This is a genomic window from Novosphingobium sp., assembly GCF_027489515.1.
Classification (GTDB): domain Bacteria; phylum Pseudomonadota; class Alphaproteobacteria; order Sphingomonadales; family Sphingomonadaceae; genus Novosphingobium.
In genome coordinates, this window is the sequence record NZ_JAIXZS010000070.1 from 1 (window position 1) to 21,525 (window position 21,525).

At 66.5% G+C, this 21,525-nt stretch carries 16 protein-coding genes; 8 read left to right on the forward strand and 8 right to left on the reverse strand.

Annotated features, from left to right (window positions below; genetic code table 11):
- The first annotated feature begins 99 nt into the window (after nucleotides 1–99).
- From Q0082_RS11950 to Q0082_RS11960, 3 genes are read left to right on the forward strand one after another with little or no spacing between them, the layout of a single operon-like run.
- Nucleotides 100–1,542, forward strand: coding sequence for an aldehyde dehydrogenase family protein (locus Q0082_RS11950; protein ID WP_298192830.1), 1,443 nt, complete (start codon nucleotides 100–102; stop codon nucleotides 1,540–1,542).
- Complete coding sequence (locus Q0082_RS11955) at nucleotides 1,539–2,726, forward strand: mandelate racemase/muconate lactonizing enzyme family protein (protein ID WP_298192833.1); 1,188 nt, start codon at nucleotides 1,539–1,541, stop codon at nucleotides 2,724–2,726. Before Q0082_RS11950 ends, Q0082_RS11955 begins: the two co-directional genes overlap by 4 nt.
- The gene (locus Q0082_RS11960; protein ID WP_298192835.1) at nucleotides 2,723–4,345 is read left to right on the forward strand and encodes a GMC family oxidoreductase N-terminal domain-containing protein; all 1,623 of its coding nucleotides are present in this window, start codon (nucleotides 2,723–2,725) and stop codon (nucleotides 4,343–4,345) included. The genes Q0082_RS11955 and Q0082_RS11960 overlap by 4 nt, the downstream gene beginning before the upstream one ends.
- 24 nt (nucleotides 4,346–4,369) lie before the next feature.
- Here the strand turns inward: Q0082_RS11960 and Q0082_RS11965 are convergent, their stop codons facing one another.
- From Q0082_RS11965 to Q0082_RS11985, 5 genes are all read right to left on the reverse strand, one after another.
- The gene (locus tag Q0082_RS11965) at nucleotides 4,370–5,323 is read right to left on the reverse strand and encodes an NAD(P)-dependent oxidoreductase (RefSeq protein ID WP_298192837.1); all 954 of its coding nucleotides are present in this window, start codon (nucleotides 5,321–5,323) and stop codon (nucleotides 4,370–4,372) included.
- 6 nt (nucleotides 5,324–5,329) lie between these two features.
- A complete protein-coding gene (locus Q0082_RS11970) occupies nucleotides 5,330–6,415 on the reverse strand; it encodes an alcohol dehydrogenase family protein (RefSeq protein ID WP_298192840.1) in 1,086 nt (361 codons plus the stop codon).
- 4 nt (nucleotides 6,416–6,419) lie between these two features.
- Nucleotides 6,420–7,139 carry a class II aldolase/adducin family protein gene (locus tag Q0082_RS11975; protein ID WP_298192842.1) on the reverse strand — a complete coding sequence of 240 codons (720 nt, stop codon included), beginning with the start codon at nucleotides 7,137–7,139 and terminating at the stop codon, nucleotides 6,420–6,422.
- On the reverse strand, nucleotides 7,136–8,272 hold the full coding sequence (locus Q0082_RS11980) for a TauD/TfdA family dioxygenase (RefSeq protein ID WP_298192843.1): 1,137 nt from the start codon (nucleotides 8,270–8,272) through the stop codon (nucleotides 7,136–7,138). The genes Q0082_RS11975 and Q0082_RS11980 overlap by 4 nt, the downstream gene beginning before the upstream one ends.
- 139 nt (nucleotides 8,273–8,411) lie before the next feature.
- A complete protein-coding gene (locus Q0082_RS11985; protein ID WP_298192846.1) occupies nucleotides 8,412–9,368 on the reverse strand; it encodes a LysR family transcriptional regulator in 957 nt (318 codons plus the stop codon).
- 96 nt (nucleotides 9,369–9,464) lie between these two features.
- On the opposite strand from Q0082_RS11985, the gene Q0082_RS11990 reads away from it, so the two are divergent.
- Nucleotides 9,465–10,475, forward strand: coding sequence for a LysR family transcriptional regulator (locus Q0082_RS11990; protein ID WP_298192849.1), 1,011 nt, complete (start codon nucleotides 9,465–9,467; stop codon nucleotides 10,473–10,475).
- A 127-nt stretch (nucleotides 10,476–10,602) separates the two neighbouring features.
- On the opposite strand, the gene Q0082_RS11995 is transcribed toward Q0082_RS11990, so the two are convergent.
- Nucleotides 10,603–11,880 (reverse strand): dienelactone hydrolase, encoded by a 1,278-nt coding sequence (locus Q0082_RS11995; protein ID WP_298192851.1) that lies wholly within the window; start codon nucleotides 11,878–11,880, stop codon nucleotides 10,603–10,605.
- Between the two features lie 280 nt (nucleotides 11,881–12,160).
- On the opposite strand from Q0082_RS11995, the gene Q0082_RS12000 reads away from it, so the two are divergent.
- Nucleotides 12,161–13,663, forward strand: a complete 1,503-nt coding sequence (locus Q0082_RS12000) for a glycerol-3-phosphate dehydrogenase (protein ID WP_298192853.1) — start codon at nucleotides 12,161–12,163, stop codon at nucleotides 13,661–13,663.
- Nucleotides 13,664–13,707: 44 nt separating this feature from the next.
- Here Q0082_RS12000 and Q0082_RS12005 read toward each other — a convergent pair whose 3' ends face one another.
- Nucleotides 13,708–17,697 carry a non-ribosomal peptide synthetase gene (locus tag Q0082_RS12005; protein ID WP_298192855.1) on the reverse strand — a complete coding sequence of 1,330 codons (3,990 nt, stop codon included), beginning with the start codon at nucleotides 17,695–17,697 and terminating at the stop codon, nucleotides 13,708–13,710.
- Nucleotides 17,698–17,840: 143 nt separating this feature from the next.
- On the opposite strand from Q0082_RS12005, the gene Q0082_RS12010 reads away from it, so the two are divergent.
- Nucleotides 17,841–18,842 (forward strand): cyanophycinase, encoded by a 1,002-nt coding sequence (locus Q0082_RS12010; protein ID WP_298192858.1) that lies wholly within the window; start codon nucleotides 17,841–17,843, stop codon nucleotides 18,840–18,842.
- A gap of 6 nt (nucleotides 18,843–18,848) precedes the next feature.
- Here Q0082_RS12010 and Q0082_RS12015 read toward each other — a convergent pair whose 3' ends face one another.
- Nucleotides 18,849–20,168 carry a S8 family serine peptidase gene (locus tag Q0082_RS12015; protein ID WP_298192860.1) on the reverse strand — a complete coding sequence of 440 codons (1,320 nt, stop codon included), beginning with the start codon at nucleotides 20,166–20,168 and terminating at the stop codon, nucleotides 18,849–18,851.
- Nucleotides 20,169–20,327: 159 nt separating this feature from the next.
- On the opposite strand from Q0082_RS12015, the gene Q0082_RS12020 reads away from it, so the two are divergent.
- Both Q0082_RS12020 and Q0082_RS12025 read left to right on the forward strand, forming a co-directional pair.
- Nucleotides 20,328–20,828 carry a sigma-70 family RNA polymerase sigma factor gene (locus Q0082_RS12020; RefSeq protein ID WP_298192863.1) on the forward strand — a complete coding sequence of 167 codons (501 nt, stop codon included), beginning with the start codon at nucleotides 20,328–20,330 and terminating at the stop codon, nucleotides 20,826–20,828.
- Nucleotides 20,825–21,520: a hypothetical protein gene (locus Q0082_RS12025; protein ID WP_298192866.1), complete on the forward strand. Its 696-nt coding sequence runs from the start codon at nucleotides 20,825–20,827 to the stop codon at nucleotides 21,518–21,520. Before Q0082_RS12020 ends, Q0082_RS12025 begins: the two co-directional genes overlap by 4 nt.
- Nucleotides 21,521–21,525: the final 5 nt, after the last annotated feature.

The following is a 21,525-nucleotide window of genomic DNA, read 5'->3' on the forward strand; positions in this document are numbered from 1 at the left end:
CGGCGCTCCTCATCCTTGCGCCGACCGGGTTCTGGGCGGCGTTCCACTATTTCCTCGCCGCGCGCACGATCGTCGAGGACCAGAAGCGAGCCATCGGTTATGTCTGAGCTGAAGCCCCTCCCCTCCTACATGAACGGCGCGTGGGTTCTCCCCGCAACCTCGACCGCGATCTTCGAGGCGATCAATCCGGCAACCGAAGAGCCTTGCGCGCGCGTCGCGCTCTGCGGCCCGGACGATGTCGACCGCGCGATGGCAGCGGCCCGCGCGGCCTTCGACGGCTATTCGTCGACGAGCCTCGATGAGCGCCTCGCCCTTGTCGAAAAGCTGATCGCGATCTTCGAGGCGCGCTATGACGAAATGGTCACGGCGATCAGCACGGAGATGGGTGCGCCGTACGATCTTTCCTACAATGCACAGGCCGAATGCGGGCCCGGGCACCTCAAGGAAACGGTCAAGGCCGCGCGCGAAATGGTGTGGGAGCGGCCGCTGGGCGGGCGCGGACGCCTAGTGCATGAGGCAGTCGGCGTCTGCGCGCTGATCACGCCGTGGAACTGGCCGATCAACCAGCTCGCCGCCAAGATCGGCCCGGCGCTGGTGGCGGGCTGCACCATGGTGCTGAAACCCAGCGAGATCGCGCCACTCTCCGCGCAGCTCTTTGCCGAGTTCATCCACGAAGCCGGCTTTCCGGCTGGCGTGTTCAACATGGTCCACGGCACCGGCCCCGGCATTGGCGACGCGCTGACGAGCCATCTGGAAGCGGACATGGTTTCGTTCACCGGATCGACCCGCGCGGGCATCCAGGTGGCAAAGTCGGCCGCCGAGACGGTCAAGCGCGTCTCTCAGGAACTGGGAGGCAAGTCTCCCAATCTGGTCTTTGCCGATGCCGGGCTGGAGGCTGCCGTCGCGCGCGGCGTGCGCCACTGCTTCAACAACACCGGTCAATCGTGCAACGCGCCGACGCGCATGCTGGTCGAGGCTTCGGTCTATGACGAGGCAGTCGGGATCGCAAAGACCGTGGCCGAGAGCGTGCAGCTGGGCGATCCGATGGAAAAGGGTCCCCATCTCGGACCCGTCGTCAGCAAGGTTCATTTCGAGCGCATTCAGCGGCTGATCGAAGCGGGCATCGCGGAGGGCGCGCGGCTGGTGACCGGAGGTCCGGGCCGGGCGGACGGGTTCAACCGCGGGTACTACGTCAAGCCGACGATCTTTGCCGACGTCACCAACCAGATGACCATCGCGCGCGAAGAGATTTTCGGCCCCGTGCTCGCCATGATCCCGTTCAAGGACGAAGCCGAAGCTGTCGCGATCGCCAACGACACGCCCTATGGCTTGGCCGCCTATGTCCAGACCGGCGACATGGAGCGCGCGCGGCGCGTCGGGCGGCAGCTCCGCGCTGGGAGCGTCTATCTGAACGGCGCGGGCCAGGACTACTGCTCACCCTTCGGCGGTTACAAGCAATCGGGCAACGGGCGTGAATGGGGCGAATTCGGCCTCCACGATTACCTCGAGATCAAGGTTATCAACGGCTTCGAACCGGCATGAAGCTCACCGATATCGAGACGTTCGTTGTCGGTAACCCGCCGCCGCATTTCGGCGGGCGCTACTTCGTGTTCGTCAAACTCACGACCGCCTGCGGGGTGAGCGGGATCGGGGAGGCCTATTGCGTCCCCTTCTCGCCCCACCTCGTTGCAAAGATGATCGAGGACGTGTTCGCCCGCTATGCGGCGGGGCGCGATCCGCATGATATAGAGAACCTCTGGCGGCGCGTCTATTCAAGCGGGTTTACCCAGCACAGCGACCTGTCGCTGATGGGCGTGCTGAGCGCGCTGGAAATGGCCTGCTGGGATATCGTGGGCAAGGCGGCGGGGCAGCCGGTCTACAAGCTGCTCGGCGGTCAGGTGCACGAGCGGCTTCGCGCCTATTCCTATATCTACCCGCGCCCGGGGGATCAGACCGACGTCTACCACGATCCCGACCTCGCGGCGGAACGCTCGGCGGAATATCTCGCCATGGGCTTCACCGCGCTGAAGTTCGATCCGGCGGGGCCTTATTCGGCGTTCGACGGGCGGCAGTTGTCGCTGGAGGCGCTCGATCTTTCGGAGCGTTTTGCCAACAAGCTGCGCGAGGCAGTCGGCAACAAGGCTGACCTGCTGTTCGGCACGCATGGGCAGATGACCGCAGCGGGTGCAATCCGGCTGGCGAAGCGGCTTGAGGCGGCGGACCCGCTGTGGCTGGAAGAACCCGTTCCGCCCGATGCGCCGGAGGAGATGGCGAAAGTCGCGCGCGCAACATCAATCCCCATCGCGACCGGCGAACGGCTTTCGACCAAGTATGATTTTGCGCGGCTGCTCGATGCCGGCGGCGCAGCAATCCTGCAGATGAACCTCGGCCGCGTCGGCGGGTTGCTGGAAGCGAAGAAGATCGCCGGCATGGCCGAAGTGCGCCACGCGCAGATCGCGCCGCATCTCTATTGCGGCCCGGTGGTGGGCGCGGCGAACATCCAGCTGGCGACTGCGACACCGAACTTCCTCATCCTCGAGAGCATCGAGGACTGGGGCGGCTTCCATACCGATATCCTCAAGAGCCCGATCCGTTTCGAGGAAGGCCATGTGATCCCGCCGACCGAGCCGGGGCTTGGCGTCGAACTCAACGAGGAGGTCGCGCGTGCGCATCCCTACACCGGGGATATGCTGCACCTGGAAATGACGCAGCACCCTGTACAATGACCGAGACCTTCGACTATATCGTGGTGGGCGCAGGCACCGCCGGATGCGTGCTGGCCAATCGGCTGACCGAGGACGGCACGTCCACCGTGCTGCTGCTCGAGGCGGGCGGAAGCGACCTTTCGATCTGGATCCAGATGCCGATCGGCTACGGCCGCACCTTTTTCGACAAGCGGATCAACTGGATGTACGACACCGAGCCGGTTGACGGGCTTGGCGGGCGCAGCAGCTACTGGCCGCGCGGCAAGGTCATCGGCGGCTCGGGCTCGATCAACGCGATGGTCTATGTGCGCGGGCAGCCGCGTGATTTCGATGATTGGCGCACGGCGGGCAACCCCGGCTGGGGCTGGGACGACGTGCTGCCCTTCTTCACCAAGTCCGAGGATTTCGACCGCTATAGCGCGCACCACGGACGCGGCGGGCCGCAGCATGTCACCGAGATCACGCCGCACGTCCACCCGGTGTGCCACAGCTTCATCGAGACAGCGGAAGGCCTCGGCTTTCCGGTGACGAGCGATTTCAACGGCAGCAATCCCGAAGGCGTCGGGTTCTATCAGATCAACACGCGCGGCGGCTGGCGCGCTTCGACCGCAAACGCGTTTCTCCACCCAGCGCTCAAGCGCAAAAACCTCATGCTGCGGACAAGGTCGCAGGCGACCCGTGTGCTGTTCGAAGGCGCGCGGGCGGTGGGCATCGAATACCGGCGCGGTGGGAAACTGCATCAGGTGAAGGCGCGGCGCGAGGTGATCCTCTCCGGCGGGGCAATCAATTCGCCGCAACTGCTGATGCTGTCCGGAATCGGCGATGGCGCGGCATTGGCGCAGCATGGCATTGGCGTGCAGCAACATCTTCCCGCCGTTGGCCGGAACCTGCAAGACCATCTCGCTGTCTCGTACTTCTACAAGGTGCGCACCGCCACACTCAACGACGAGCTGCATCCGCTACTCGGCAAGGCACAGGCCGCGCTGCGCTTTGCCTTCGACCGGCGCGGGCCGCTGTCACTCAGCGTGAACCAGAGCGGCGGCTTCGTGCGCAGCGGCAAGGACGCGCCGAATGTCGATCTGCAGCTGTATTTCAGCCCGGTGAGCTATACCAAGACGCCGCTCGCCGCGCGCAAGCTGCTGAATCCCGATCCGTTTTCAGCCTTCCTGCTCTCATTCAACCCTTGCCGGCCGACGAGCCGTGGGCATCTGGAGCTACGCTCTGCCGATCCCCTCGCCTATCCGGTGATCCAGCCCAATTATCTCTCGACCGAGCAGGACATCGCCGAAGTGCGTGCGGGCAATCGTCTGCTGCGCCAGATCGCGGCAAGCCGGCCACTGGCGGACATGATCACCGAGGAACTGATTCCCGGCCCTGCGGTGGAGACCGCGGAAGACCAGCTCGCAGATTTCCGCGCGCGGGCGGACACGGTCTATCATCCCACCGGCACTTGCGCGATGGGGCCGGACCCGCTGACCTCGGTGGTCGATGCGCGTCTGCGCGTCCATGGCACCGAAGGCCTGCGGGTGATCGACGCCTCGATCTTCCCCAATATCACCAGCGGCAACACCAATGCGCCGACGGTGATGGTGGCGGAAAAGGGCGCGGCAATGATCCTCGAGGATGCGCGCCGGCGGTAGATCCGGCCGGCGCGCCTTCGCGCCTCAGCGGCGCGGGACGACTTCGTAGCCCTGCTCCTCGGGCTCATCATCGACCATCTGCTCGGGAAAGCCCGTGCCCAGCACCTTGATGCCGACCGGCTCTTCATAGCGGCGGATGATGTTGGGCGAGTGTTCGCGCGGGCCGAAAGCGGCCTCGCCTTCCTTGAACAGGCGCACGATAAGCGGGGACATTTCAACGGGAACGCCGGTTTCCTTGGCGATCTTGTCGAACAGGCCGACGTCCTTGGAGACGAGGTCCATCGTGAAGTTGATATCGCGGCTGCCGTTGAGAATGACCTGCGATTCCGTCTCGTGGACAAAGCTGTTGCCCGAGGAAATGCGGATCGCCTCATACGTCGTGTTCATGTCGAGCCCGACCGCCTTGCACACCGTCAGCGCCTCGGCGAGTGCGACGAGGTGCGCGGTGCAGAGGAAGTTGGTCATGACCTTGAGCTGCGAGGCAGTGCCCCAATCACCGGTGTGGAGCACACGGCGCCCCAGCGTGGTCAGCACAGGCAGCACGCGTTCAAAACCCTCGCGCGGGCCGGCAGCGAAGATCGAGATGTTGCCGGTGTCCGCACGGTGGCAGCCGCCCGAGACGGGGCATTCCATGAAAAGGCCGCCCTTGGCCTCGACCAGCGGGCCGAGGCGGAGGACTTCGGCATAGTCGGTGGTGCTCATTTCCATCCAGACCTGCCCGGGGCGCATGACGGCGAGGAAACCGTCCTCTCCCTCGGCCACGGCAGCACTGGCAGCGGGCGACGGCAGGCAGGTGATGATGACATCCACCGCTTCGCCCAGCTCCCGCGGGCTCGCCGCTTCCTTGGCGCCGCGCGCGACATATTCGGCGACGAGTTCGGGATTGAGATCGCGCACGGTAACGTCATGGCCATTGCGGATCAGGCTGCCCGCCAGCTTGCCGCCGACATTGCCGAGGCCGATGAAACCGATCTTCATGTGGGATTATTCTCCAGGGACGAGCACGATCTTGCCGACGTGCTGCTTGGTGAGGAAGGCGCGCTGCGCTTCGACGATCTGCGAAAGCGGATATGTCGCGGCCACGACGGGGCGGATTTCGCCGCGCTCGATATAGCCGACGAGATTGGGGAACACTTGCGGCTCAAGGATCGTGCAGCCGTAGAGCGTGAGATCCTTGAGGTAGAGCGTGCGCAAGTCCAGTTCGGCGATCGGCCCGGAGATTGCGCCGGCGACGCCGTAGCGGCCGCCGCGCTTCAGCACCTGCAGCAGTGCCGGAAAGCCCGCGCCGCCGGCCACGTCGATCACGACATCGAAGTGCTCCTGCCCGAAAAGGGCGACGAGGTCGGCATCGCGCGGCTCGATCTGCGCGGCGCCGAGCACGCGGACGCCATCGGCCTTGTCGGCGCTGGCGAGCGCGGTGATGACGGCACCCCGGCGCCTTGCCAGCTGGACTGCTGCGGAGCCGACACCACCGGATGCACCAGTGATGAGGACGCGTTCACCTGCCGCGAGCGCCGTGCGAGTGAGCATGTTCTCCGCGGCGGAATAGGCACAAGGGAACGAGGCGAGCTCCACATCGGTCAGTGGAGTTTCAATGGGGTGCGCATGGGCCGAAGGGGCGCGGGCATATTGCGCGAAGGCCCCATCGACTTCCGAGCCGAAGTAGGTTGCCTCGAAGCGCGTCGCGCCGCGGAATACAGGCTCCACCAGCACGCGCTGGCCGATGCGGGCGGGATCGACGCCATCTCCCACCGCGACAATCCGGCCGGCAGCATCGGCGCCCTGAATGCGCGGGAACTGCGGGACGGCACCGGTCCATCCGGAGTCTTCGGTCTTCGCCTCGGCAAATCCATCGCCGCCGCCTGCTTCGGTGGCAACCGTGACGGCCTTGGAGTACCAGGCGGTGCGGGTGTTGATATCGGTGTTGTTGACCCCGCAGGCGCCGACGCGGATGAGCACTTCGCCATTGCGCGGCTGCGGTACCGGCACGTCGGTGCGGCACGACAGGCATTCGAAGCCGCCATTGCCAGTGAGCAGCACGGCTTCCATCGTGGCGGGGACGGCGTCCATCGGATCAGGCCAGTGCCGGAAGCTGGGATTTGAGCCAGTCAAAATGCGCATAGGACATGCCGCGATAGTCGTCCCAGCCGCGCGCGGTCTTTTCCGCCACTTCATCCGACAGCACATTGAGCGGCTGGCCGCTGGCATAGGCGAGCAGCAGCGTCTGCGCCGCCTTCTCGAAGAAGTAGAGATCCTCGAAGGCTTCGGCGACGGTCGGCCCGGTGCAAGTGATCCCGTGATTGCCCATCAGCAGCGTCTTCTTGTTGCCCAGTGCGGCGGCGAGGCGCAGCCCTTCCTCCGCTTCGTCGGCAATGCCGCCAAAGCCCTGATCGATCGCAAGGCGATTGAAAAAGCGCGCCGTGTTGTTGTCGAGCGGCAGCATTCGCGGATCGGCGAGCGTAGCGAGCGCGGTGGCGTGCGGCGGATGGCAGTGGATGATGACGCGCGCGGCAGGGCACTGGCGGTGCACGGTGCCGTGGATCGTCCAGGCCGAGGCATCGGGCGCATCGGGGCGGCTCATCACCTCCGCATCGTCGGCATCGAGCAGCATCAGGTCAGCCGGCTTGATGCTCGCGAAGTGCTGCCACTTGCGGTTGAGAAGGAACTGCTTGCCGTCCGCCGAGACCGCCGCGCTGAAGTGGTTGCCAACCGATTCCGACCAGCCCATCTGCGCGGTGATGCGGAACGCGGCGGCCAGATCCTCGCGCAGCGCCGCGACTTCGGCGTCCGTCACTTGAAGCGGCCTTCGCTGGTCAGCGCGCGGTAGGTGCTGCGCATCTCGCCGCGATCGGCATAGGTGCCGCGCAGATAGCGCGCGCCGCTGGTGGCGGAATAGGCCTCGCGCCCGTGGACGATGCGGTGGTTGTCGAACACGATGCATTCGCCGGCATTGATGCGGAAGCGCATCAGGTACTTGTCGGACTGCAGCATCCGGCCAAAGCGGCAGAACGCAGGGTAATAGCGGTCGAGGACGTCCTGCGGCAGATCGAACACATCGGCCATGTGCTGGCTGATAGTGACGCCGGAGACTTCGCCATGTGCGTCGAGTTCGATCACGCGCTGGCGCGAGCGGACGTCGTAGGTGTCGTGCTCGCAGTAGAAGGGCACTTCGGTTTCGGCGAGGAGCTTGAACTCCTCGGGGTAGAGCTCGCGGAAATCGTTCGCGACCGCCACGCCGTCGAGGAACAGGTTCGCCCCGCCCTCCACGCTATTGGCGCGGCAGTGGAGGAACTGGACGCCGGGAGCCATGTCCTCTGCCGGGGTGTCGGTGTGCAGCTCGAGCGCTTTTGCGGTGTACGCCAGGTTCGTCGGCTCGATGTGCGTCATCACATCGAAGTACTCGCCGAAGAATGTCGGGCGCACATGGCCCATCAGCTTGACAAGATCGGTAAGGCCCTCGTCGCTGTCCGGCATGTCCGTCACCAGCGCGACGCCTTCGACGATCAGCGCCTTCAGCCATTCTGCGACCTTGGTCTTGTCCGCCATGAGGTCGCCTTGCGCGAAGCGGGCGATCTTCGGATAATGGTCGGCATACCAGGCGCGGCGCGGCAGATCGGACGGATCGTGGCGGCGCTTGCCCTCGGCATAGCTCGCGAGCCATTCAAGCGGATAGCGGCTGGTGTGGTTCTCGCCGTCCCACGCGATTTCCAGCGCGCCCTCGACCACTTCAGCACTACGCGGGCGCGGGGCGGTTTCGAGATGGAAGATGTCGAACACACGCTCGCGCGTCTGGCTGTCGAACGAGGTCGGGCAGTTGTCGCGCAGCCAGTAGTTGTTGAAATAGGCGCGCGTGCCGCCGGGAAGCATGACTTCGAGCCCGGTTTCGGTCAGCGTGACCGATGCTGCGGACGAGGTGGTGGTGGTCATGTGTTCCCCCGCTGGGATGGTTGGCGGACTGACTGCCGCTCTCTACCACACAACTTTAGCCCGGAATGGTCCGGCTCAGCAGTGCATCATCAAGAATCATACATCATATCAATGACCGTAATGCATTCGCATGAATGCATCAGCCGCTGCCGAGGAGATCCTCGGCCCAGGGAAGCTGCGCGAGGACGGGCGGCAGGCTTTCCTTGCGGATCGTCTCGCCGGCGAGCGTGGCGGTCTCGACCGCGAGATCGCCCAGTTCGCCCGCGCGGCTGACGACCTGGATGCGGCGGGCAAAGCGCGCGCGGGGGAGCGGCTCGACGCGCAGATCCGGGATCAGCGCAGGCATGGCGGCAAGGCAGAGCAGCGAGGTGATGCTCCAGCCGATGCCGAGCGCGACCGCATTCAGCTGCTGCGGGACGATATCGACCTCGATCACATTGGGCAGGCGCAGCCGCATGCGGGTGAGCTGGCTTTCGATGCGCTGGCCCATGCCGGTATCGAGCGAGTAGCGCACGAACGGCAGCCCTTCAGCTGCAGCGATCGGATCGGAGACGCCGCGGAAGCTGGGCGGGAACACGAGCACGAAGGGATCATCGAGCACGTCGTGGTGGACGACACCTTCCTGCTTTTCGAGGACACTGCTGCCGGTGATGAGCAGGTCGACCCGCCGCGCGAGGAAATCCTGTTGCTGATTGAGCGAGATGCCCGAGCGAACGCGCCAGCGCGCTACGCGGGGCCCGAGGCGGCTGAGCAGCGGGCCGGTGAGCAGGATCGCCAGCGATTCCGCCATGGCGACCGTTACCTTGTCGATCGGCTGATTGGCACCCTCGCGCACTTCGTCGACCATCGTGCGCGCGGTGGCGAGAAGATGCGTGGCGCGTTCATAAAGCGCGCGGCCCGCCGGGGTGAGGCCGAGCGGGCGGAGGGTCCGGTCGAACAGGGTCGCCCCGATCCCCTGCTCCAGCCGCGCGATGGTCTGCGAGACGGCCGACTGGGTAATGCGCAGCTGCTGCGCGCTCGCAGTCATCCCGCCGAGCTCGACGGTGAGGACGAAGACTTCCAGTGCATGGAAATCGAACTCTGCGGGGAGCAGCATGAGGGCCTCACGATAAAAATGCCTGAAGCCTCATATTATAAACTGTTATCCTGCAGCAAGAACGTTCGTGCGGGCGACGCGGATTGACGTATATCAATGCGAGGGGCAAAATGCTCTCACCCCAACGGAGAAGCCGAAATCGCGCCTGATCGCCTCATCAACCGCCGCTGGCTGCCGCTGAACGCGCTCCGTGCATTCGAGGCGGTGGGGCGGCACATGAGCTTCACCGCGGGTGCGCAGGCGCTCACGGTGTCGCAAAGCGCGATGAGCCGCCATGTCAGCAGCCTTGAGGATCTGATCGGCCGCCCGCTCTTCGAGCGCGGTCCGACGGGCCTCAAATTGACGCCTGCGGGCTCGATCCTGCTGCCGGTCGTGAGCAAGTGCCTCGACCGGATGGAGCAGACGATCAACACGATCCGCAACAAGGATCTCGAAAGCAGGCCGATCCGGCTGCATATCCCGCCTTCGCTGCTCTACCAGAACGCGCTGCCGCTGCTCGCCAAGTTCCACAAGGAGCACCCGGAGATCCGCATCGACGTGGTGACGTCCAACGTCACCGGCGCGCCGCGCGACAATGTCGATATGGCGGTGGTGTTCGATCGGCCGAATGTCGACGATGCGGTGGCGGACCTCCTGTGGATGGTGCGCGTTGCTCCGCTATGCTCGCACGAGACGGCTGCCGCGCACGAGGGCAAGACGCTCGAACAGTTCCTGCACGACAACGAACTGCTGCACGTGAAGCTGGAAGGCGAGCCGCGCGGACTCTTGTGGTCGAGCTATGCCGCACAGCAGCGCCTCAGCATCGAGACGAACGACGGGCTGGCCTTCGACACCGCGTTTTCGGCGGTGCGCTATGCCATCGGCGCTTCGGGCGTGGTGCTGGCGGACATCGACATGTTCGCGCAGGAAATCGCCAGCGGGCAACTGGTGATGCCGTACGACCGTGTCACGGCGGACGGCTTCGGCTACTACCTCAAGACCCATGCCGAGGACCTTGGCGATCCGGCGATCTTTCTGCTGCGCGAATGGATCATCCGGCACTTCTCGAACGGCATGGGGCGCGATGCCCCCGCCCCGACCGAGATGGTACCGGAAATGCGCGGCTGAGGGCTGCGAGTTCCTCTCACTGCGTCATTGCGAGCGTAGCGAAGCAATCCAGTGCGGCCCGCATTGCGCTCTGGCTTGCTTCGCTACGCTCGCAATGACGACCGTTTTTGGGCTTGGGTGCCCCGCACTAAGGTGACGGTGGAAGATGCCGCAGGATCAGCCCATCCTGATGGTCCTTGACGAAGCCCTTCCAGGTCGGGTTCGTGCCGCCTTCGCTCACTGCATCGTAGCGCTTGTCTTCGCTCGTCCACTTGGCGCCATCCGATTCCTCTGACGGCACGGCAAAGTACTCGGCCTTCGCCGCATCGCCCTTGAGCTGGAGATCGAGGAATGCAGTGATGAAGTGCAGCGCGATCGAATTCACGCGGGGCTTGCGCCACATGCGGTCCTCGAACCAATCGAAATCCCACACGGTGCCGCGCATTTCCGCAGGGGCCGGATTGGTGCCGATGGCATGGCCTGCGCCCTTGAGCGCCAGCATCCAGCGGTCCGACCCCTTGGCATCCCGGAAGATCGCTGCCGGGCCGGGATCATAGCCGACGGTGCGGTCTGCCGTGCCAGCCACGACCAGCAGCGGTGCCTTGATGCCAGCGAGGCCATCAGCGCCCCACGCCGCCCAAGGCGCGCCGCCAGCGGGCGCAATGGCAACGACGGCCTTGACCGCAGGATCGTGCAAAGCGGCGGCGTCCTCGCCAGTGCCGGTGTAGCGATCGGAGAGCGCGGTCGGCAGGCGCTTGATCGCCGGACTTGCCGCATCGAGCCGCGCGCCCGCCACGGTCAGCGCGCCGTAGCCACCGAACGAGTAGCCCGCGAGCGCAATGCGCGTCGTATCGCCGAGGTTCCCAAGCAGCCCATCACGGATGCGTCGCAGCACATAAGTGATGTCCAGCGGGCGGCGGATCAGCGTGGCCGGCGTCTTCGCCGTATCGGTGATCGCGGGGTCGCGGTGGCGGATCGCAACGACGACATAGCCCTTGGTCGCAAGGTTCTCGCCCAGCCAAGAGAGCATGACCGGGTCGTTGTTGTAGCCATGCGAGAGCAGGACGATGGGATAGCCCTTCCCCGCGGGCTTGGCATCGGTGACGGCAAGCGCCGGAACGGTGAAGTAGGCCGGCGGCTTGGGCGGTTCAGACACCAGGCTGGCGCGGTAGGTCGTGCGGCGGTCCTTGGGGCCGACATGCGCGGGATACCAGATCACCAGCGGCATCGTCCGGTCAGCGCGGATGAGCGCACCTTTGGCAAGGCTGCCGAGCGGATCGACCGCACCCTTGTCGACCACGGTCTTCTCGATCACGCCCACGCCATTGGGGCCGAGCGCGGCGAGCGATGGCGCTCCGATCTCGGGCACGCTGGGGGGCGATGCGGCCTGCGCAGGCGCGGCGGCGACAGACGATGCCGTCAGCATCGCCGCAAAAACCGATAGCGGCTTCAAGCGCGAATCATCCTGACGATGGACCGGGAGGCGCAGAACTGCGCGCTTTCCGTGTGGTCCGAACGGGTTTCCCGGTCATGCGCCGGGTTTGGCCTTGCCTCTCGCATGGCCCCTGTTACCGCATTTACCAGCCGCCGCGCTATCTTGTAATCGCATCCCGGATTGCGCTAGCTGCATTTGTCCGACCACGTGCGCGTGGCTAAGGAGCGGACGCCACCACATATGTGCCCACTTGGCAGGCAGGAGCAACCACGTGCCGGATCCGGAAACTTATGACCTGCTGATCGTCGGCGGGGGGATCAATGGCGCAGGGATTGCCCGCGATGCCGCCGGGCGCGGCCTTTCGGTGCTGCTTGTCGAGCAGGAAGACCTTGCCAGCCACACTTCGTCTGCCAGCACCAAGCTGATCCACGGCGGGCTGCGCTATCTTGAGTACTATGAGTTCCGCCTAGTCCGCGAAGCGCTGATCGAGCGCGAGCGGCTGCTCGGCATGGCCCCGCACATCATCTGGCCGCTCGCTTTCGTGCTGCCGCAGATGAATTCGCCGCGCCCGGCCTGGCTCGTGCGGCTGGGGCTGTTTCTTTACGACAATCTCGGTGGCCGCAAGAAGCTGCCGGCGACGCGGACGGTGAACCTCGCCCGTTCACCGCTCGGCAATGGCCTGAAACCGGGCGCGAAGACGGCATTCGTCTACTCAGACTGCTGGGTCGAGGACAGCCGCCTCGTCGTGCTCAATGCGCGCGATGCTGCCGAGCGCGGCGCGAAGATCGAGACGCGCACCAAGCTGGTTTCAGCGACGCGCGAGGGCGCGCTGTGGAAAGCCGAGATTGCGGGCGGCACCGGCACCCGCACGGTTATGGCGCGGGGCCTCGTCAATGCGGCGGGCCCCTGGGTGGAAGACGTGCTGCAGCGCGCGGCCAGCGCCAGCCAGGACCGCGGCGTGCGCCTGATCAAGGGCAGCCATATCGTGGTGCCCAAACTCTACGAAGGTGACCACGCCTTCCTGCTGCAGAACCCGGACCGCCGCGTCGTCTTCGCAATCCCCTACGAGCACGATTTCACGCTGGTCGGCACCACCGACGAGCCGTGGGAGCAACTCCCCGGGAAGGCGCAGATCTCGCCCGAGGAAACCGACTACCTTTGCGAGACAGTGCGCCGCTATTTCTCGCGCGAGATCCACCCGCAGGACGTGGTGTGGAGCTATGCCGGCATCCGCCCCCTTTATGACGATCATGCCGCGAACGCTTCAGCGGTAACGCGCGACTATGTGCTCGATCTCGACGGCGGCAACGGGAAGGCGCCGCTGCTCAGCGTGTTCGGCGGCAAGATCACGACGTATCGCAAGCTGGCGGAGCATGCGCTGGAGAAACTGGTGCCGTTCTATCCGGGCGCGAAGGGCGACTGGACCGCGGGCGCAGACCTGCCGGGCGGCGATATTCCGGGCGATGACTTCGCCGCCTATGTCGCGCAACTCGCCGCGGCCTATCCCGGCCTACCCTGCCCGCTCCTGACCCGGCTCGCCCGTGCCTATGGTACGCGCGCGAAGGCCATCCTCGGCACGGCGCAGACGATGGACGCGCTCGGCATCGATTTTGGTGGCGGCCTAAGCCAGGCGGAAGTCGATTATCTGAGGACGCAGGAATGGGCCCGCAGCGCTGAGGACGTGCTCTATCGCCGCAGCAAGCTGGGTCTGCATGTCCCTCCGGGGACAGCGGAGGCGGTCGAGGCTTATCTGGCTGCGAGCGAAACCGCCTGAAGCGTGATCGGCTCGGGTTGATCACGCTGTGAAGGTGGGTGAGCTCAGGTCTTGACCACGCGAAGCGGCACGCCCTGGTACGAGAGACCGGGCAGCAGGCGTTCCTGCTTCATGATCACGCTGCCTGGGCCGACATGCGCGTCCTCGCCCACGATGCAGCCATAGAGCGGCACAGTGCCGGACGAGATCGTCGCGCCGGCCATGATCCGCACCTTGTCGACCTTCAGCACGCGGTCCTCGAAGGTGTGCGCCTGGAAAAACGCGGTAACGGTCGCGCCGTCGCCGATCTCGATCATGTCGGGATCGACGACTTGCGAGAACTGCGGCCCGAGCACCGCGCCCTTTCCGATCCTGAGGCCCATCAGCCTGAGGTAGGCATTGAGCAGGAGCGTGCCCTCGAGCTGCTGCAGGATCGCGTTCGCATAACGCGCCCAGGCGACGAAGACGAAGTCCCACCGGCTTGCCCAGCAGGACCACAGCGCGTGCTGGCCGGGCTTGACCCGTCCCATCAAGGTCCACTTGAGCACGGTCACCGTGAACAGCAGCGCGAGCAGCGGCGCAAGCGTCGCCAGCGGAATGACGATCAGTGCAAATTCGAGTTTGGTCGATTCCGGCGCGCCTTCCACGAGCAGCTTGTACCATAGCACGGTCGCGAGCAGCGTGCCGACCGGCAGCACGAAGCGGAGCAATTCCCAGAACACGCGGTTGATGTAGCGGATTGGCGAAGGATCGTGGGTGAGGCTGCGGTCCATTTCGACCACCTGCCGGCGCGGCAGATCGAAGCTGGGGCGACCGAAGCGTGACTGGCCGGTGGTGATTTCCTTCGCATTGGCGACCGTGCTGATGCCGATCAGGATATCATCGGGCAGGACTTCGCCAGCCGGGATCACCGCATGGTTGCCAAGGAAGGTGTTGCGCCCGAGCACAATCGGCGCGAGCCGCACCGTGCCGCGCGTGATCTCCGGCCCGCCGAGGTAGATGCCATCGGCGAAGAAGGTTTCCGCGCCGATGGTCACGAGTTCGGGGGTGACGTCGAAGATCGTGCTGATCTCGCACTTTTCACCGATGGTCGCACCGGCAAGTCGCAACCACTGCTTCCAGAACAGCGTGCCCGAAAGCCACTGTCCGGCGTTGAAGGTCGCGGCCGATTTCAGCCAGACGCGGATATAGGCAAGGCTCCAGCGGTCGATCACGCCCGGCTTCACCCGGCCCATCGCGCGCACCATCAGTGCGCTCCAGACGAGGCTGACGGGGACGCTGACGATAGTCACACCGAAGACGACGGCGAGGACGTGCGGATCGAGCTTCGGCTCGTAGATCCAGACCCAGATTTCCTCCGAGCCGACGCCGAGCATTGCGCACAGCAGCAGCGCGAGCAGGCCGGCAGGTAACGCACCGACCATTGTCGCGATGCCTTCGGCGGCGAGCGTGGCAAGGCCGTGAAGGACCGGGCTGAGCCGCAGGCCTGGCGCGGTCAGCGCCGGTGCCGCAGGCGCCGGGCCAACGCGGCGGGCGGGAACGCCGTCCCACAGTTCGCCCGCCGGCACCGTGATGCCCGGGTTCACCACCGACAGCGGGGCGATCACGCAGCCCTCGCCGATGCGGCAACCGTGCTCGACCGAAGCGCGCGTCTGCAGCGTGGCATCCGCCCCGATCACGATGGGCCCGGCCACGATATCGCCGCGGTCGTATTCAACGAGGCCGATATGCGCATCCTGCCCAAGCGTCACGTTGTCGCCGATTTCGAGCAGGTCCCAACCGCCGCGATGGAGGTGGACGCCGCGGTGGATATGCACGCCACGCCCGATCTTCGCGCCCAGCAGGCGCAGCACGGAGTTCATGAACACCGTGCCCGAAAGCATCGGCCAGGGAATCAGGCGCGCCGATTGCACGGTCACCCAGTGCCGCATGTGATAAGTGCTCCACACCGGCGCGCGCACCGGGCGGTAGCGCCCGATTGCGATCCATTTGACGAGGAGCGTAAAACCCACCGAGACCGGCAGGTAGAGCGCAATACCGGCCACCGTGATCAGCGGCGTCAGCAGCACGAAGGCGACGAGATCAAGCTTGTCGAACAGCAGCGGGAACAGGACCCAGGCTACCGCCCAGCTGACCCAGCCACCAAATGCGAGTTCGGCCGCCAGCCAGGCGGTCTGGACGATCGTGGCAAGAACCGGCCGCGCCTTGCCCTCGCGCACGAGCGTGGCTGCGACGTGCGGCGTGGCCACTGCCGAGGCGGCGTTCGCGTCCTCGCCCAGCGCAGCCAGCGCGCGCACGCTGCGCGCGGCGTAGATGTCGCTCACGGTGACCCAGTCCGCCGCACCTTCCTCGCGCAGCAAGGTAACGAGCAGCGCAGCGCTGAGCGAATCGCCGCCAAGGTCCTCGAAGAAATCGTCCTCGACCGAAACGCCGTGCGGGTGATGGAGAATATCGGCAAAGGCTGCGGCGAGCGCGGTCTCAAGCGGTGTGGAAGGCGGCACCAGATCGCGCGCAGGCGCGGCCTCGGCGGTCAGCGCCATCGGCGGGAGCGCCGCGCGGTTGAGCTTGCCGCCGACGGTGGTCGGCAATTCGGCCAGCATGCCGATCCGGCGCGGGACCATGTAGCCGGGCACTGTGCTTGCCAGCTGGGTGCGCAGATCTTCGAGATCGAGCTGGGTGGCGCCCTCCCCCGCCACGACATAGGCGACGAGTTCCGGCACGCCGCCAGCATCCTGCAACCGCGCCGCTGCCGCGCGCACGCCGGGCAGCGCAGCAAGGCGCGCCTCGATCTCGCCCAGCTCGACGCGGTAGCCGCGGATCTTGACCTGTGCATCGATGCGGCCGTGATAGAACAGATTGCCGTCCGGCTCGCGGTGGACAAGATCGCCGGTGCGGTAGATGCGCCCGCAGGTGGGGTGGTCGACGAACTTTTCGGCGGTCAGGTCCTCGCGGTGGCGATAGCCGCGCGCGACGCCTGCGCCGCCCATGCACAGCTCGCCCTGCTCGCCCTCGCGCACGAGTTGAAGCGCGTCGTCCAGCACGAAGGCTTCCATGCCCGGCACCGGGCGGCCGATGGTGATCGGACCGCCGGGCACGATATCGCCGCGCAGGCAGGTGACGGCGCATTCGGTAGGGCCATAGCCGTTGACCATGCGGCGGCCCTTTGCCCAGCGGTCGGCGATATCGCGCGGCAAGGCCTCTCCGCCCACGTAGAGCAGCCTGAGATCAGGGAGCGCGCTTTCCGGATCGCGGCAGCCGCTGCTGCGCAGCAAGGTCGGCGGCGGGCAGAACACGGTGGCGCGCTCGCGGCGGAGCCATTCGACGATGTCGGGTCCAAGCCGCGCGGCCTCATCGTCCATCACCACCAGCGTCGCGCCCGAAGCGAGCGCGAGCCAGATTTCCTCGATCGAGCTGTCGTAGGCGGCGGACGAACCCTGAATCACGCGGTCCGCCGGGGTGAGGCTGAACTCGGCCAGATCGGACGCGACAAGGTTGGCGACATTGCGATGCTCGACCATCACGCCCTTGGGCTTGCCGGTCGTGCCGCTGGTGTAGATCACGTAGGCGAGTTGATCGGGGCGCACTTCGGCCGGTAGCGCCGCGCCGTCGGGGGCGTCCGCCGTGGCAAGCTCTGCTGCAAGCAGCAGCGGCACCGCGCCCGCGACTGGCCCAAGGCGCGCCGCGCCCGCCGCATCGGTCAGGACCGCGACGGCATCGGCGTCCTCGAGCACTTCGGCAATACGGTCATCGGGAAACGAGGGATCGATCGCGGTATAAGCGCCGCCCGCCTTGAGCACCGCAATCTGGGCCACATAGAGCATGGGCGAAGTGCGCGGCAGCAGGAGCGCGACGATCCGTTCGGCCTCCAGCCGGGGCGCGAGATGCAGCGCCAGACGGTCGGTCAGCGCGGCGAGCTCGGCAAAGGTCATCACCTGCCGTTCTGGCCGATTTCGCGCGGGCGGCACTTCGATCGCGGTGCCATCGGGATAGAGCGCGGCTGCCTGTGCGAGAAACGCGTGAAGCACGGCAGGGCGGACTTGGGGGGCGGTCAGCATGGCGCCCCTCTATACCTCCGCAAAGGCGGGTCAAGCTGCCGACAACCCTGATCAGCATTGCAATTTACCAGTAAACCCGGGGGTTTTGCGCAGCAAGCAGGGTTGTGCCACAAGCTGGCAGACCGTTTAATCAGGAGCCGGATGTGCGCCGTTTCGCTCAAGCCATACTGGCCCTGCTCATTGCCCTGGCGGCGATCGTCTCCGCACCGTTCGCGGCTGCCCGCGCGCTCGATGTCTATCTCGAGGGCGATCCTGCAGGCCCTGCCCCGGCCTCCGTTTCAGGCGGCCTGCTGCTGATCGGCGGCGGCGACCACAGCCGCGAGGCGATGCTCTGGTTCATCGGCAAGGCAGGGCACGGCCATATCGTGATCCTGCGCGCCTCGCAGCATGGCGCGGCGAGCACCGATTTCTACCGCGAGATCGGCGGGGTGCTCTCGGCCGAGACGTTCGTCACGCACCGCCGTGCTGCATCCTACGACAAGCGCCTGCTTGAGGCGCTGCGCAAGGCTGACGGTATCTACATCGCCGGGGGCGATCAGGCACGCTATGTGCGGCGCTGGCGCGGCACGCCGATTGCCGCAGCGCTCGATGCGCATGTGCGCGCCGGCAAGCCGCTCGCAGGCACCAGCGCCGGGCTCGCGATCCTTGGCGAGTATCTCTACGGCGCGCTGGACGGCCAGAGTCTGACCAGCGCGCAGGGCCTCGCGGCGCCCTATGGCAAGGGCACCACGATCGAAACCGGCTTCCTGCATCTGGACCTGCTCAAAGGCGTGATCACCGACAGCCACTTCAGCCAGCGCGACCGGCTTGGGCGGCTGTTCGCTTTCCTGGCCAAGGCACAGGCGGGCCGGCCGGCGGGTGTGCCCGCGCTGATCGGCCTTGGCATCGATGAAGGCGTTGCGCTCGCGGTGGAACCCGATGGAACCGGGCAGGTCTATCCCTCTGCCCCCGGCACCGGCGTATCGGTCGTTTCGGGTGCGGGGATCGGACGCACCGCCCGTCCCGGCCCGCTGGTTGCAGCGCGGGTGCAGGTAACAGTTGCCGGGCCGCAATCGGTGGTCCGCCTGCCTTCGGGCGCGATCGATGATCCGGTGTCGCGGCAGGCCTACAGCGCGGCGGACGGGCGACTTTCGCCGCTGCCTTAGGGCCGCTCAATCAATATAGCCGTGGCCGTAGGTTTCATCGAAGCCGGGCATGCCAAGATCGCGCGCGGTCTTGACCAGCGCTCCGATGCAATCCGGGCTGCTGCCGCCGCCCGCGCGGCAGCGGGCAAGCCGGGCAGCAATGTGCGGCGCGGCAAAAGATGTCCCCGAATAGCGTGCAAAGCCCCCGCCTGAGGCCGCCGCGAGCACGCCGACGCCTTGCGCGGCAACGCCGATGTAGCGGCCATGATTGGCATAGCGATAGACCTTCAGCGCGGGATCGACCGCGGTTACCGCGACGACGCCCGGCAACGCGGCGGGGTAAACAGGTGGCGCGGCCGGTCCGCCATTGCCGGCTGCAGCCACGATGATCCGCCCTTTCGCACTGGCAAGGCCGACCATCTTCTGAAGCAGCGCATTGGGCGGACCGGCAATGCTCATGTTGATCACCGGTGCGCCTTGGCCGAGCAGCCATTCCATCGCCTCGACGAGGCTATCGATCGAGGTGAAGGGCCGTCCGGCAGGGCCGCGAAAGATGTTGGCGCTGTAGATCGTTGCCGCGCCGCGTGCCGCCAGTAACGAGGCAACGGCGGTGCCGTGCTGCGCGGCAGCGGGCGCAGGCGGAGCCTCACCGCCGCTCCATGCCACGAGCCGCGTGCCGGCGAGCGCGGGATGCGGGACCACTGCGGTATCGATCATGCCGACCGGAAAGCCTTGCGGCGCGGAAGCCGCGGGAGCGGCCTTGCGCTCGCGTTTTGCCTTGCCGCGCCCGGCAAGCCCGAGGCCGTAGTAGTGGTCATAGTCGATCACCGCATCGGGCGCGGCGGCACGCACTTCGGCGATGGCGGACGCCAGCTTGCGGCCGCGTGGCACGGCGAGGCGAACGACCTCCTCGCCCAGCGCCGCGAGCGACTTGCGGCTGATCACATGGTAGCCGGCGGCGACCAGCGTGTGCTCGGCCGCAGCAGGCAGCGAGAATGCAATGACTTCCCCCGGTCGGACAGGATTGCCGATCTCGTCACGGTCTGCGCCCTCATCGCGGATGGCATCGGACTGCCAGCCGGCATCGGATGCCGCTTCGGTACCGTTCTCGCTGCCCGAGGCGTCGCTTACTTCGGTCTCGCGGCTTTCGCGGGCCTCGTGCTCCGGCGGCTCTGGAGCCTCACGCGGTTCCGGAGCTTCGCGCGGTTCCGGGGCCTCACGCGGCTCGGGCGCCTCGCGGGGCTCCGGCGCCTCGCGCTCCTGCGCGGCAATCACGGCGGACGCATCGAGGCAGGCCATGGCCCATGCCGCCAGCCCTGCCACCATGATGATCCGCCGTCTTGCCATGCCCCGCTTCTAATCCCTTCTCTTGCCGGCAACAACGCCGCGCAGCCGCGCCTATTCCCGATCCCTTCGGGCTTGGCGTGAGATTGATCCGGGAATAAGCAGGCAGTGTCATCGTTGTGCTGGAGAAAAATGGAACCAACCCGATCTGGAGCAACCGGATTGCAGTCGCGCATTATCGCGCTGCTCCCGCGCTTGCGCCGGTTCTGCGAGGGTCTGGCAGGCTCGCCGCACGATGGAGACGACTTGATGCAAGCCACGGTCGAACGCGCCCTTACCCGCGCGCACCAGTTCGACGAGGATACCCGGCTCGACAGCTGGATGTACCGGATCGCCCAGAATCTGCACATCGACCGCGGTCGCAGCCTCAAGCGGCGCGGCACCAGCGTCGATCTCGAACACGCCGAGGAACTGACCGGCGATGACGGCCGAGCGATCACCGAAGCGCGGTCCGATCTCGCGGCGGCGCAGCGGGTGCTGCAGTCCTTGCCCGAGGACCAGCGGGCAACCTTCCTTCTCGTGGTGGTCGAGGGGCTGAGCTACCGGGAGGCGGCCGAGGCCATGCAAGTTCAGATCGGCACAGTGATGAGCCGCATCGCCCGCGCGCGGCAGCGCATTGCCGAGGAACTGGCGCCGCCGCGGCGCAGCGAAGGAGCACGATGATGCCAGGCACCGGGAACGAGGACGAACGGCTCGCGGCCTGGCTGGATGGCGCGCTCACGCCTGAGGAGGCCGAGGCCTTTGCCGCCGAACTCGAGCACAATCCCGCACTGGCGGCCAAGGCGGAGGCCTGGGCCACCAATGACCGGGCCTTGGCTGGCGCTTTCCTCGCCAGCGAACGACCGATCGACGATGACCTGATCGCGCGGTTGGGGCTGGCTGCGCCGGCACCGGTGGCGGCAAACGACAATCCGCGCCTCGCCCGCTTCGGCTGGATCGCGGCAGGCTCGGCGCTCGCTGCGAGCGTCGCAGCCGCGCTGATGCTGACCCTGCGCCCCCCTGCCCCGGTGGACGACTTGTCTGGTGCGCTCGAACGCACCGCATCGCTGGGCACGGCTCGGCTTGCCGACGGGCGGACGATCACCCCGCTACTTACCGTGCGCGCCGCCGATGGCCGCTGGTGCCGCGAATACCGCGAGGGCGGGGATACCGCACTGGCCTGCCGCGGCGGAGCAGGGCGCTGGACCATCGAAGCGCGGGCCCGCGCCGGGGCGGCGCAGGATGCAGGTGCCATCGCGGTGGCTGGCGGCGCCGATCCGGCACCGTTGGAGGCCGCCTACCAGCGGCTCAAGGCGTCCGATCCGGTCGGCCCGGCAGACGAACAAGCACTGATCGGCAAGGGCTGGAAATCCTGACTCCG

What these genes read in the sequence shown, in the direction of transcription:
- Q0082_RS11950 (WP_298192830.1), top strand. Translation starts at nt 100, where the DNA reads ATGTCTGAGCTGAAGCCCCTCCCCTCCTACATGAACGGCGCGTGGGTT.
- Q0082_RS11955 (WP_298192833.1), top strand. Translation starts at nt 1,539, where the DNA reads ATGAAGCTCACCGATATCGAGACGTTCGTTGTCGGTAACCCGCCGCCG.
- Q0082_RS11960 (WP_298192835.1), top strand. Translation starts at nt 2,723, where the DNA reads ATGACCGAGACCTTCGACTATATCGTGGTGGGCGCAGGCACCGCCGGA.
- Q0082_RS11965 (WP_298192837.1), bottom strand. Translation starts at nt 5,323, where the DNA reads ATGAAGATCGGTTTCATCGGCCTCGGCAATGTCGGCGGCAAGCTGGCG.
- Q0082_RS11970 (WP_298192840.1), bottom strand. Translation starts at nt 6,415, where the DNA reads ATGGACGCCGTCCCCGCCACGATGGAAGCCGTGCTGCTCACTGGCAAT.
- Q0082_RS11980 (WP_298192843.1), bottom strand. Translation starts at nt 8,272, where the DNA reads ATGACCACCACCACCTCGTCCGCAGCATCGGTCACGCTGACCGAAACC.
- Q0082_RS11985 (WP_298192846.1), bottom strand. Translation starts at nt 9,368, where the DNA reads ATGCTGCTCCCCGCAGAGTTCGATTTCCATGCACTGGAAGTCTTCGTC.
- Q0082_RS11990 (WP_298192849.1), top strand. Translation starts at nt 9,465, where the DNA reads ATGCGAGGGGCAAAATGCTCTCACCCCAACGGAGAAGCCGAAATCGCG.
- Q0082_RS11995 (WP_298192851.1), bottom strand. Translation starts at nt 11,880, where the DNA reads ATGCTGACGGCATCGTCTGTCGCCGCCGCGCCTGCGCAGGCCGCATCG.
- Q0082_RS12005 (WP_298192855.1), bottom strand. Translation starts at nt 17,697, where the DNA reads ATGCTGACCGCCCCCCAAGTCCGCCCTGCCGTGCTTCACGCGTTTCTC.
- Q0082_RS12015 (WP_298192860.1), bottom strand. Translation starts at nt 20,168, where the DNA reads ATGGCAAGACGGCGGATCATCATGGTGGCAGGGCTGGCGGCATGGGCC.
- Q0082_RS12025 (WP_298192866.1), top strand. Translation starts at nt 20,825, where the DNA reads ATGATGCCAGGCACCGGGAACGAGGACGAACGGCTCGCGGCCTGGCTG.